The organism is Kamptonema formosum PCC 10802, assembly GCF_000332335.1.
In the GTDB taxonomy this organism is placed as follows: domain Bacteria; phylum Cyanobacteriota; class Cyanobacteriia; order Cyanobacteriales; family Oscillatoriaceae; genus Oscillatoria.
This window is the reverse complement of record NZ_KB235948.1, coordinates 5698677-5711013: the sequence shown is the minus strand read 5'-3', so window position 1 is coordinate 5711013 and position 12337 is coordinate 5698677. Positions and strand designations below refer to the sequence as shown.

At 53.4% G+C, this 12337-nt stretch carries 9 protein-coding genes; 2 read left to right on the top strand and 7 right to left on the bottom strand.

Going from position 1 to position 12337, the window contains the following annotated elements:
* Positions 1–55 precede the first annotated feature (55 nt).
* On the bottom strand, positions 56–604 hold the full coding sequence (locus OSC10802_RS41725) for a prohibitin family protein (RefSeq protein ID WP_017719535.1): 549 nt from the start codon (positions 602–604) through the stop codon (positions 56–58).
* Between the two features lie 1157 nt (positions 605–1761).
* Here OSC10802_RS41725 and OSC10802_RS53270 point away from each other — a divergent pair.
* Both OSC10802_RS53270 and OSC10802_RS41720 read left to right on the top strand, forming a co-directional pair.
* Entirely contained in the window at positions 1762–2886 is a 1125-nt protein-coding gene (locus OSC10802_RS53270) for a 3-methyl-L-tyrosine peroxygenase-related protein (protein WP_198525187.1), read from the top strand.
* Positions 2887–3004: 118 nt separating this feature from the next.
* Positions 3005–4549, top strand: a complete 1545-nt coding sequence (locus tag OSC10802_RS41720; RefSeq protein ID WP_017719531.1) for a pyridoxal phosphate-dependent decarboxylase family protein — start codon at positions 3005–3007, stop codon at positions 4547–4549.
* 225 nt (positions 4550–4774) lie between these two features.
* Here the strand turns inward: OSC10802_RS41720 and OSC10802_RS0125105 are convergent, their stop codons facing one another.
* The 6 genes from OSC10802_RS0125105 to OSC10802_RS55840 form a co-directional block, all read right to left on the bottom strand.
* On the bottom strand, positions 4775–7357 hold the full coding sequence (locus OSC10802_RS0125105; protein ID WP_017719530.1) for an adenylate/guanylate cyclase domain-containing protein: 2583 nt from the start codon (positions 7355–7357) through the stop codon (positions 4775–4777).
* 985 nt (positions 7358–8342) lie between these two features.
* Complete coding sequence (locus tag OSC10802_RS0125095; RefSeq protein WP_017719528.1) at positions 8343–9476, bottom strand: glycosyltransferase; 1134 nt, start codon at positions 9474–9476, stop codon at positions 8343–8345.
* A gap of 108 nt (positions 9477–9584) precedes the next feature.
* Positions 9585–9722, bottom strand: coding sequence for a DUF4291 family protein (locus OSC10802_RS56720; RefSeq protein ID WP_155968870.1), 138 nt, complete (start codon positions 9720–9722; stop codon positions 9585–9587).
* Between the two features lie 306 nt (positions 9723–10028).
* Entirely contained in the window at positions 10029–11180 is a 1152-nt protein-coding gene (locus OSC10802_RS0125090) for an NAD-dependent epimerase/dehydratase family protein (RefSeq protein ID WP_017719527.1), read from the bottom strand.
* A 183-nt stretch (positions 11181–11363) separates the two neighbouring features.
* Positions 11364–11960, bottom strand: a complete 597-nt coding sequence (locus OSC10802_RS0125085) for a chromophore lyase CpcT/CpeT (RefSeq protein WP_026098782.1) — start codon at positions 11958–11960, stop codon at positions 11364–11366.
* Positions 11961–12182: 222 nt separating this feature from the next.
* Positions 12183–12317 carry a hypothetical protein gene (locus OSC10802_RS55840; RefSeq protein WP_255349171.1) on the bottom strand — a complete coding sequence of 45 codons (135 nt, stop codon included), beginning with the start codon at positions 12315–12317 and terminating at the stop codon, positions 12183–12185.
* Positions 12318–12337 lie beyond the last annotated feature (20 nt).

The following is a 12337-nucleotide window of genomic DNA, read 5'->3' as shown; positions in this document are numbered from 1 at the left end:
GTAGCCCAAATCATAGCACGTTTTGGGCGCTTTTTTTATGTCGAATTGTTAAGATTCAACACTTGTGTTCGCTCAGCTGCCGGCGGAGGCGGCTGGCTATCTCTTGCCGTTTGGTAGAGTAAATGGCTTCTGCGGGGTAGATCGCAGTGACCTCGCGGACAATTGAGCGAAATCGGGGGAGGACAATTTCTGTCTCGTCAGTGCCAATATTTTCATAGACGGACACGGCTTTCTGCGGCTGTAGCCTGTACTGCAGGCTGACATTGATATTGAACGCCAGCCCCTCTTTGGATGTGGCTTCTATGGTTTCCTGGACATTTTTTAGGCGGGTGGAAAAATTAACAATTCTAGCCGCCGGATTGACCAGGTGGACGCCTGGATTGAGAGAGGACTCGGAAACCTTTCCCAGGGAGTCCACGACTCCAACATTGCCGGCGGGGATAACAATGAGTGTCCTAAAAAGGGAGGAGAGTACCGCAACCGCCCCAATCAGTGCGGCAATGGCCCGAACTGCTAAGCGAGACCGGTCATCCTCCACTCTCTCAGCGTTGAGAAAGATGAAGATGGATATCAAGCCGGTGAGAAGTGAAAGTAAAAAACTCATCTCTTGGCCTCAAGTATTGAAGAGATTCAACGAACTACCACTTTATACTATAGCGTTTCTCATTGAGGTACTGAGAAACCCTTCTCAGGCGTAGTTCATCCAACTGAGAACTGCTATAGCTGGCGATTTGTCCCGGGCAATTCCTGTCGTGTGGGGGGCGGGTTTATCAAGATATTTCCGGGGCTGCGGCGATATGGATAAACCAAATGCGGGCATAGGGCATGGCCCCTGGCGCATGGCCACGGTCCAAACAGGATATGATATTCCGCAGCCCACCGCTCACCGGGGACGCCACTCCCTTAAATTTTAGCTTATCGGAAAGAATGGTTTTGACAAATCCCGCCCTCATACGGATTTTGTAATATGCTTTCTTCCGGTAACAAAAATTGGTGTCAATTGGTGCCAAAATAGCTCCGACAGCTGGGTGCCCAATACCCAATGCCATGTCCAATACTTCAGGCTATGATACCATCCCCACGCCCCAATGTGCCATTCCGAGAGCAGCCCCCTGCGGGCCTAATGCTGTGGTCGGCTTCGGCGATCTGTACAGGACTGTTGGCACGATGGGGATGCTCCTCGGGCTTTTGAGCTAGACTCTTGACAGAAAATAAGGTTTGCGGTTATAATAAAAAATTTGGCGTATTTAACTCAAGTTGCTACTTACAAGTCGTGAGCTTTTCCATCCCCCGGAGGGGACGTGGCGGGACGCGCCCCTATAAAAGGGGGCGGTCGTGTTCCCCTTGCAGACTCTGCCTGGGAACGACGCTTTGGAGGCAATGCCTTGAAAAGGTTTGTAGTTGGGCTTTAGCCCTACCGGCTCGTTTGCGGTGGGACAAAAAAAATATTAAAATTACCAGCACCAACGTCACAGCTGCCGGTTAAAAATTTATAGTAGTCTCACAAGAGCTTTAGGAGGGAAGCCCTCGCTCACCCGATTCCCAATGCCCAATGCCCCATGCCCCATACCCCATAGGGGTTAGGAGTTAGGTTATAGGAGAGAAGCCCTCGCTAACCCAATGCCCCATGCCCCATGCCCCATGCCCATGCCCCATGCCCCATGTCCAGTGTAAACCTCTTGAGTTAAATATGGATTTAAGGGAATTTATAGTGGGGCAATACAGACTGACTGACAACTCCTAAAAAGACAGAGCAATCTGATGATGAGTGAACAAGTAAATCTTTATTTATTGCAACCACAAGAACTGCGTCCATGCTACAAATTGAGCCAGCCTGTCGCCGCCTCGGTGCGTTTAGCACTAGAACAGTTTCAGCAGACTTTGACTGTTAACTCGCTGCCGCAGGCGATTTCCCTGACTAATGCTGCCTGGCAACACCTAGAGCCATTCGAAACCATTCCTCTGCCCAAAGAATTTGCCACCGGCACCCCACTAACCTGTGAGGAAGTCAAAGAATTAAATCAGTACATGGAGGTAGAACATGTAAAAGCCAAGGAACCTGCTAAGTTAATCATTGCCAGCGTCATGAAAGCGTATTTGGGCTTCTTGGAAATGACCGAAAGCTGGACGTTTGACCCCGGTGATGTAAAACTTGTGGCTGCAGGCTTCCAAAGTTATGCCAGCCTATTGGCAAGGGTTTTCAATGTGGGGAGTGCTGGTTCGAGGAACGATATAACCCCTGAATCCCTGGCACCTCTTCCCCAATCGTTCCCCGAATCAGGGGCTTCTCAACTTTTTGGAGAAGAAAGTCTCAGGACAAACACGCTGACGAATACTGACAGTGCTCTGCTGCGTGTATGGAAAAGAGGTCACTGGGTGTTTTTTGTTTTCACCCAAGGTCTAACTCTCTGCTTTCGTCGCCTCGCAGCCGCAGTGCGAGCTGGCGACCTGGACACTGCAAAGATTGAGCTGGAAACGGCTTCTGAACTGATGTGGGCATCGGGCTCTTCGATGAAGCTGACTGGGAACTTTAGCAAACAGGAGTATATCTGTGAAGTTCGCCCCACGATGACTCACGGTCACGTCCAGTCGCTAGTTCAGTCAGTCAGTTTAAGTGGGGTAATGGCCTGGGATCACGATTATCTGGTGAATGTCGTCTGGAAGAAAGAACTCTTGTCTGTATTCCAGACTCTGCCAAATTCCCTACAAGCTGAACATGAAAAATTTGTCCGGGCTTATAAGGAAGGTCTCTCCGCCGGCCACAAAAGTGTTTGTGTTAAATTTGGGGGAGATACAATGGGAAGCTTGCGAGATCCGGACAAGATAGCAGCAGAGACTTTAGAAAAATTTGAACAGAGTCGCTTGCGGCTGATCGCTCCGTTGTGAAACTGCCGGATCGGAAACCGGGTTTCTTTCAGAAACCCGGTTTCTACGCTTTCTGGAAAGAGGATCTGATTTTTTTTAGGGACTGATTGATATATTTCCAGAAAACAAGGAAAGTTATATGCTCGACTCGCACGGCGAAGTTAATAGTGAACACCGGCACAGCCTTCGCCCTTCCTCCCTAGACCTCACAGACGACGCCATGCAATCCCTGGCGGCGCAATCAGTTGCGCTGGTGATGGAATACTTGGCGGACGTTTCGGAAATGCCGGTTTTCCAACACACGCCTTCCGCTCAGCTTGCGGAGCGTTTTAGTGCGGAGTTACCCGCTGAAGGTGAGCCGGTTGAAAAGTTGATGGAAGACTGCCGGTGCATCATTGCCGGCAGCCGGCACAGTGGCCATCCGCGCTTTTTTGGTTACATTGGTTCGCCCTCAAATCCTGTGGGAGTGTTCGCAGATCTCATCGCGTCCGCGCTCAACCAAAACGTGACCTCTTGGCGTGCCGCACCGGCAGCGACGGAAATTGAAAAAATTGTCGTGCGCTGGCTAAGCTCACTCATCGGTTATGGCGATTCCGCACACGGGTTACTAACCAGCGGAAGTTCAATGGGGAATTTGAATGCGCTCCTGATCGCGCACCGAGTCAAATCCCAAGATAAAGTTTCGCGCAACGGTTTGTGGGACGCCGGCACTCCCATGACTGTCTACACTTCCGACCAAGTGCACTTGTCCATTCCCAAGGCGGCGGATGTACTCGGACTGGGGCGAGATCGCGTCCGCATCGTGAAATCGGATGCGAAATTCCGCCTAGATATATCGCACTTGCGCGAATGTCTGGAAACCGACTTAAGCAATGGATTGCGACCTTTTTGTATTGTAGCGAGCGCCGGCACAGTTGGCACAGGAGCCGTCGATCCGCTCGCAGAAATCGCCCGCGTTGCAGAAGAATACGGACTGTGGTTTCACATTGACGGAGCTTATGGTGTGCCAGCTGCGCTCGACGAGCGCAAGCGCCATCTCTTTGAGGGAATTGAGCGTGCTGATTCGGTTGCCCTCGACCCGCACAAGTGGCTTTTCACGCCAGTTGATTGCGGCTGCCTCCTGTTTCGGGACGCTCCTGCCGTTCGCACTGCTCTCTCATTCACTCCGGGAGACTATCTGATTGTCCCGCAAGAAACAGAGGCGGAATCTTTTGCGTTTTGGGATTACGGAATAGAACTTTCCCGGCGATTTCGCGCCTTGAAAATTTGGATGATGCTGCGCTACTATGGAGTGCGGCGCATCAGCGCTGCCATTGCAGAAAATAACGATTTGGCAGACTATTTTGCCGAATGCGTCAGCGCCGCAGAAGATTTTGAACTGCTCGCGCCGGTAGAGTTAAGCATCTGCTGCTTTCGCTACGTTCCGCCAGACAAACGCGCCAAGCTGCTGTCAGCAGATGGGGTTGAGCGAGAGGGAATCAATGCGGAACTCAACCGGCTGAACGCACAAATTTTGCGTGCGGTGCAGCGCAGCGGACGCGCCTTCCTCTCAAACGTAAACTTGTGCGGGAGGTATGCCTTGCGAGCCTGCATTGTAAATTTTCGCACGGCACGCGCCGACATCGAGGCAACCCTAGACATTGTGCGCGACACAGCGCGATCGCTGTCAGCCGCACCAGAATAAAAACTGTTTCCAGGGGTTAGGAGTTAAGGGTTAGGTGTTATAGCGTTTCTCATATTAGTGAGGTACTGAGAAACCCGGTTTCTTTAAGAAACCGGGTTTCTGAGCCATAGTTCATCCAACTGAGAAACGCTATATATTTTAGGTCGCACTCCAACCCATGCCCCATCGCCAATGCCCCCATCGCCCCCATCGCCCCCCGCCCAATCTCCCATGCCCAACCAGATATTATTTGGTTGTCATCGTGTGCACCCCATCCCAAGACTCAGGAGGGGGATTTTTCAGATAATTTTGGCACCGCTCGATGTGGATTGCCACCGCGCGATCCGTTCTCCTAATCTGCAGGGCCTTTTGAAAGCGAGCGATGGCCACAGTAAACTCCCGGGCCAGATAGGCGTCACGGGCTTTTCTGTACAGGTCTAAAAACTCGTCTGTCTTGACGTCGAGGGGTTTCTGGCGAAGGTCAATCAACTCGTAGATGCTGACCGCTTCGTTTTTACCTTTAACGCGAATTTTATCTAGCTCGCGCACCCAGATGCGGTCGCCGCACAGGTCATAAGTATACTGGCTCAAAATAATATCGCAGCCATATTCTTTCGTGACACTTTCCAGGCGGGAACTCAGGTTCACTCCGTCGCCAATCACGGTGTAGTCCATGCGTTTTTGCGACCCAATGTTGCCCGACACCACCTCCCCGGAACTGATGCCAATGCCAATGTGGATTTGGGGCTGGGCTTCAATGACGCGCTTGCTGTTAAACTTGTCCAGCCGGCGGCGCATGTCCAAAGCTGACTTGACAGCCATCCAGGCGTGGTCTTGCACCGGCAGGGGCGCGCCAAACACCGCCATCAGGGCGTCCCCGATGAATTTATCCAGCGTCCCGTCGCAGTTAAACACCGCCTCAACCATTGTCTCAAAATACTGGTTGAGCAGCGAAACCACTTCCGACGCTCCCAGATTTTCGGTGAGGGTGGTGTAGCCCCGAATGTCAGAAAACAGGATGGTCACTTCCTTGCGCTCGCCCACCATCAGGGCGTCTTCACCCAGGGCGATGACTCGCTCCGCCACTCCCGGAGTCAGATAGCGATACATGGCATTCTTCATGCGCTTTTCCCGGCTGATGTCTTCGAGCACCACCAGCCCGCCCCGCACGCCTCCCTCCGGGTTCGTCAGGGGGGTGATGGTGAGATTGACACTGCGTTCGATTTCCTTGACTTGATCGGCGCGCAACTGGATAGGGATGTGTGCCTCACTGGCATCGATCTCCAGCCGGTTCCAAGGAATGTAAACCTCTGCGTTAGTCCGGTCGGGAATCGCCAGAATGTAGGTGCCGCTCCCCTCTCCAGACCCTATTGACAAATCTGCCGGATGCGTGTATAGCCCAACATTTATACTCTGCTCCGGCACGTAATACCTGGCAGCTGTGCTGAGACTATCTTGCAGACGCCACCGCAGATTTTCCACCGGCACCACCTCCCAGACGTAGCGGTCGATAAACTGCTGCTCCCACAGGTGCCGGTGAAGCCCGTTTTCCGCTTTCACTGGGCAGCCGAGCAACTCCAGAGCGGCTTCATTAATCGTGACAATCCGCCCTTGCATGTCGGTGGAGATGACGGCATCGGAGAGACTTTGCAGGATGTCTTTCTGATACTGCCTCTCGATGAGAACACTCTCGAACAGTCGGGCATTTTCCAGGGCGATGCCGGCTTGGGTGTTGAACGCCCGCATAAACGCCTCATCAGAACTGGTGAAGCTGCCCTGAATTTTGTTGATCAGCTGGGTTACGCCTATCAATTCCCCTGCCGAGTTGTACACCGCCATACACAAGATGTTGCGGGTGCGGTAGCCGGTGCGGCTGTCTGTCGTCGGGTCAAAGCGAGGGTCTTGATAGGCGTCGGGAATGTTCAGCGTCTGGCCGGTGGAAGCCACATAGCCTGCAATGCCTTTATTGGCGGGAATGCGAATTTCCATCAGGGTTTTGCCATCCGCTTTCGCCACCTTCGTCCACAGTTCATTGCTGTCTTTCTTCAGCAAAAACAGGGTGCTGCGATCTGCCTGCATCAGCTCCCGCGCTTGCTCCATCACCGAGCGCAGCGTCGCTTCCAGATCCAGACTTTGCCCGAGAGAAGAGGTCGCCTTCAGCAGCGCGGAAACCCCCCGCTGGTTGCGAGCTGCCACATAGAACGACTGGCAGCTTTCCAGCAGAATGCCAATCGCGTTGGCAAACTCGCTGAATTGCTCCTCATCCGAGCTGCTGAACGGGACATCACCGGCCTTATTTAACAGCTGCACCACCGCCACCACCTGGGTGGGGTTTTTGTTGCTGAAAATCGGGATGCACAGCAGGTTGCGGGTTTGGTAGCCCGGATGAGAGTCCACTTCTTTGTTAAACAGCGGGTCCGCCGTCGCGTCGCAAATATTCAAACTCTGGCCCGTGGTGGCCACCTGACCGAGGATGCCAATGTGCAGGGGGATGCGGATTTCGATGGGGTTGCCGGTCTGGCTTTGGGTGAGTTTCGACCACAGCTGGCGTTTTTCCGCGTCCACCAGAAAGATGGCCGTCCGCTCCGCCTGGAGGATTTGGCCAATTTTTAGGGTGAAAGCGTCCAGCAGCTGCTCCAGCATGGTTTCCAGAGCTTCGTTGTTGATCAGGTCAATCGCCCGGAGAAACTGCTGGAATTCAGCTGTGATAAAGTCGAGCAGGCAGACAAATTCTGTCACTGGCAGATCCTTGACGCGATGGGCCAGGGCACCCATGCGATTGGCTTGTGTCAGTGTGGCCAGAACGCTACCGGCATCTGAAAATGTCATAGGATTAACCCCTCACAGGGTGTGTGATGGCCCACGGTTCGGCAGAGGTCTGCTGGCTGTCGGCGAAAGGCAAAAGGCGATACTTTGCACACTGTAACTGAGTGTTAGCGCATTTAGCCACGGGAAAACGAGCGCGCCAGCTTCCAGCGCGCCAGGAGCAGTGCGGGCGAGGTCTGAGCGAGGCGACCCTTTTTTAAGATCATCTATAGGCCACTTTAGGGGGTTATCGGACTGACACCTAAATTAACACTATCCATAATTATCAGTGCCGGCAAAGCTGCTAGAGAGAGAGCCCGCCCTAAACATTGGACGCTTCGCAGAACTCCCGAGCGACCGAGCGGCAAATTGATTTTCAATGGCCAGAAATCTCCCGCTCTGCCCGCAGCACAGGGGCGCTTCGCAAAACCCTTGCATATTTTTTCCTTTTGTGCTAAGATGTTATATCTGTAAAAAATTAAGCTCCATCTGGAATTCCTGGCGGCTGCCAGAAACCAGTATCTTTAAGAATACTCGTTTCTAGATGTCTGCCCCATTAGCCAGTGCTGCGGGGGCGCATCTCATTGCAGCTCAGATGATTTGTGAAAATTACTTTTTAAATAAACCGCCAAGACGCCAAGAGCGCCAAGGGAAGAAAAGGAGAGAGAATTTCACAAATGATTTAGAACTGCTATATAGCAGGTCTAAATGGTTTGCGCAACCGCTCTTTGCCCAGAACCCCAGAAGGGGGCGTGGCGGAACCACTGGTGTCAACTTAAGCTCCTGGCGATTGTAAATCGCGGCTACACAAACGAAGTCCGCCTTCGCGGACTTAAGAAAAGAGCGGGAATTTTAAAACCCGCGCAGGCGGGTTTTGTCTGTATAGCTGCGGTTTCAACCGCCGGGAGACTACGGGACACAGCTTAAGTTGACATCGATGGTGGCGGGACGCGCCCCTGCGAAATCGGGGTTCTGAAATTGACACGAACTGTAAGATTAAACCGGCTTTCTAGGCAGCCCTTCCCACAGACACAGAAGCGATCGTCTCTTGATAGTACCGGCGCAACTGGCGAGTCGCCGCCGCCCACCCCCAGCGCTCAGCTTCCTGGCGGGCATTTTGCCGCAGGGTTTCCCGCTCTTGCCGGTGCTGCAATAGACGCAGCGTCGCCTTTCTCGCACCGGCATCATCCGCTGGGTCAAACAGGCAGCCATTCACCCCATCGGTCACAATGTCGGGAATGCCCCCAGATCGCGCCGCCACCACCGGACACCCCGCCGCCATTGCTTCCAGCAGCACCAGTCCGAGGGTTTCTGTGCGGGAAGGAAAAATAAAAGCGTCAGCAGAAGCATACGCCGACGCCAGTTCCAGCCCTTGCATGTAGCCGGCAAAATGTGCCGGCGCACCGGCAAAGTGTTCTTCGAGCGCCTGCCGGTGTGGCCCATCTCCCACCAGCGCCAGACGGGCGTCGGGGATAGCTTCCAGCACCGGCAAGATCCGGTCAATTTCCTTTTCCGCCCCCAAACGCCCCACATACAGCAGCAACGGACTTTCCGGGTGCCCGCCGCTCAGGCGCGAGCGCATCTGCCGGCTGGCCAAATGCGGCTGGAACATCTCCGTATCTACCCCCCGCTGCCACAAATCCACCCGCTCAATCCCGTGCGAGCGCAATTCTCTCACCATCGCCGTAGACGTGCAAAGATTCAGCTCCGCTTGATTGTGCGCCCCTTTCAGCAACTCCCACAGCAGCGGTTCCAGCACCGCCAATCCGTAGTGCTGCAAATACTGCGGTAAATGTGTGTGATAGGAAGCCACCAGAGGAATCTTAAACTTCTTCGCGTAATAAATTCCCCCCAAACCCAAAATTGCTGGATTCACAACATGAACCAAATCCGGCTGAAACTCCTCAAGCTTGCTCCCGACCGACGGTCGCGGAAAAGCCATCTTCAGCTCCGGATACCAGGGCAGCGGAGAACCGGGCACCCCGTATATTTCCGCTCCTTTATACTCCCGCAATCCGTAATCGGGGGCGAAGACCAGCACTCGGTCGCCGGCACGCTGCAAGTGCTCAACCGTGTGGCGCAGGCGCGTCACAATGCCATCAACTTTGGGCAAAAAAGTTTCGGTAAAAAGAGCGATTCGCATAAAACTGCTTTTCAGATAAGCGATAATCCTAGCTTCTTGGCAAGGCCGTAATTGTCAACAGTATAAACCGACTCAAAAGGGGTTAGCAAATTTGTCCAATCACCCGTTTTAACGTAGTTGCTGCCGCACGAACTCATAGAGATCCTCGATATTTACAATCCACTCTCTCTCGTACCGGGATAAAACATCCCCACGCAATCCTAACTGAATCGCACGCCGGTCCACTTTCGCGCCAGATGCCGAAATAACCGTGTGATATCATGTCCGCTAGCATGAGTTGTGTATACATAGCCCTGTAGGGGCGGGTTCTGCCAAGATATTTTTGGCACAGAGCAGAATATCAATAAACCCGCCCCCCCCTCAGCACACAAACGGTGCTGCCGGACATGATATGAGGCGGCAAAGTGACCAATGGCTGGGCGAAAAGCCTGATAGACGACAGCCGAATTTTCGTCAAACTGTGCTAAAATATGCCGCCCCGCTTTTGGCCACCGGCTGACTTGCGCTAAATACGGTTCAGTGACCAGCCTCACACCAACTAACTCCTGCGATTTACCGACGCCAAGACACTTTGGGCAGAATTTGATTGTTATCGACGCGCTGCTGGTATTTGATGGCAAAGTTCAGCAGGGAATCCAGCAGGGAATCCGAGAGATAGTGGGGCTGCAAACCGAGGTCAAGCAGATTGGTGTTTTTGGCGTTTAAATAATGCTCTTCCTTCTCGACTCTGGGATTGTCAATGTTATTGATTTCCACATTGAGGCCCATCGCAATACCGGCCTTCTTGACCATCACTGCCAAGTCACCGACGCTGAACTGTTCTGTGAACTGGTTGAAAACGCGGAACTGTCCCGGTTCTGCTGGGTTGGCCACGGCCAGTTCGATGCAGCGCACCGTATCGCGAATATCCAAGAAACCGCGAGTCTGCCCGCCTTTGCCGTACACCGTCAGGGGGTGGCCAATGGCGGCCTGGATGCAAAACCGGTTCAGGGCTGTGCCAAACACGCCGTCGTAGTCCAGCCGGTTGATTAACAGCTCGTCCATGCCGGTTTCTTCTGTCAGCACGCCGTAGACGACGCCCTGATTGAGGTCGGTAGCCCGCAGGCCCCAAATGCGGCAAGCTAGATGAATGTTGGTGCTGTCGTGGACTTTACTGGCGTGATAGAAACTGCCGGGTTGCTTGGGATAGGGCAGGGTGTCCTTGCGCCCGTTGTGCTCGATGGTGATGTAGCCCTCTTCAATATCAATGTTGGGGGTGCCGTACTCTCCCATCGTCCCCAGCTTGACCAAGTGGCAATCTGGGAAATCTTCCCGCATGGCGTATAGCAGATTCAGGGTCCCCACGACGTTATTCACCTGGGTGAGCACGGCGTGTTCGCGGTCAATCATAGAGAAAGGAGCGGAGCGCTGCTCGCCGAAGTGGACAATCGCCTGTGGCTCAAACTTGTGCAGCGCCTTGCTCAGGAAGGCGTAGTTGGTAATGTCCCCAATGAACAGTTCTATGGATTTGCCGGTCAAATCCTTCCAGCGCTGGAGGCGTTGCTGGATTGGCGCAATTGGGGTCAGGGTTTCGACACAAAGTTCCAAATCCCAGTGACGCCGCACCAAGCTATCTAAGATGCCGACTTCGTAACCTCGGTTAGAAAGATAGAGTGCGGTTGCCCAACCGCAGTAGCCATCACCGCCAATAACCAGGACTTTCATAAATTAATGAACTTGCTTGCCAACACTCGGTTAATGTATCAGGTTTGTGTACCTTGTGACATATTGAGCTAGCAGGGGGAATGGGAGATGGAGCGTGGCAAGGGGAAAGGCGAACCAATGCGATGATGCCCAATGCCCCATGCCCTGTGCCCTGTGCCCTGTGCCCTGCGCCCAGTCCCCCCACTACCCGCTCACCGGCACTTCGCCGGCGAAACTGGCCACTCGGACAAATTCAAATGGGCCCGCCAGTGCGCCCCAGACATGTTCGTCGGTTTCTGGGTCCCGCCCCCGGTCGTGGCTGGTAAACTTATTCTCGTCTATCTCAAAAAAGCTGTCGAGATAGGTGGATTTGCCTTTGCGCACCACCATGCAGCCCTTACCGGGCTCTACCTCGCCTTTGAAACTGCGCCCAGTCCACTGGGTTATAAAGGTGCAGCCCGGCAATTTTTCCAGCAGGTCTGCGGTTATCCCTTGCAGGCGCACGGGATCTCGTGAAGCGCCGTAAAACTTTTGTTCGTCCTTAAGCGCGTAATTTTCTATCTCAATGCGATCGCCGGCGGGCACCAATTTCAAGACTCGCGTCCGGTACGGCTGATCTAGCATATAATCATACGCCTGCTCCAGGTACAAACTCACCCCACCCAGGACCTCTAGGGGCAAAGGGCGCATGCAAACCCGAATGTGGGCAAAAAATGGCGGATTTTCAAACGCTTGCGCTTGGTTGCTGAAGTCAGATGCCATCCAGCGAGCCAGGGTGGCGATATCAGAGGAATGGGTCATGGGTTGAATCTGCTGCCGGTGAGTGGGAACGATCCCCATTATTTTAAGGGGCAGCGGCTTCAACATCGCCGCCAAACAAAAAAGCCGTCTGTCCCCACACGCACCCCTGAGATCAATTTCGGTTAAATACTTCTAATTTTTGCCGGCTTTTGATTCAGGTTGGGAATAAACCGCCCCCGTGAAATATCGCCAAAAAGAAAGAGGGAGAGAGATACCAGCGGCTCAGCCATCATGTATTTCCCCCTCTTCCCCTGTGGGAGAGGGGGTGAGGGGTTTGGGGGTGAGGGGTTTGGGGGTGAGGGATTCGGTGTTGGGGTTGAGGGGTGAAAAGGATGAGGTAATTACAAAAGTAATCAACCGGATTTCATGGAAAATAC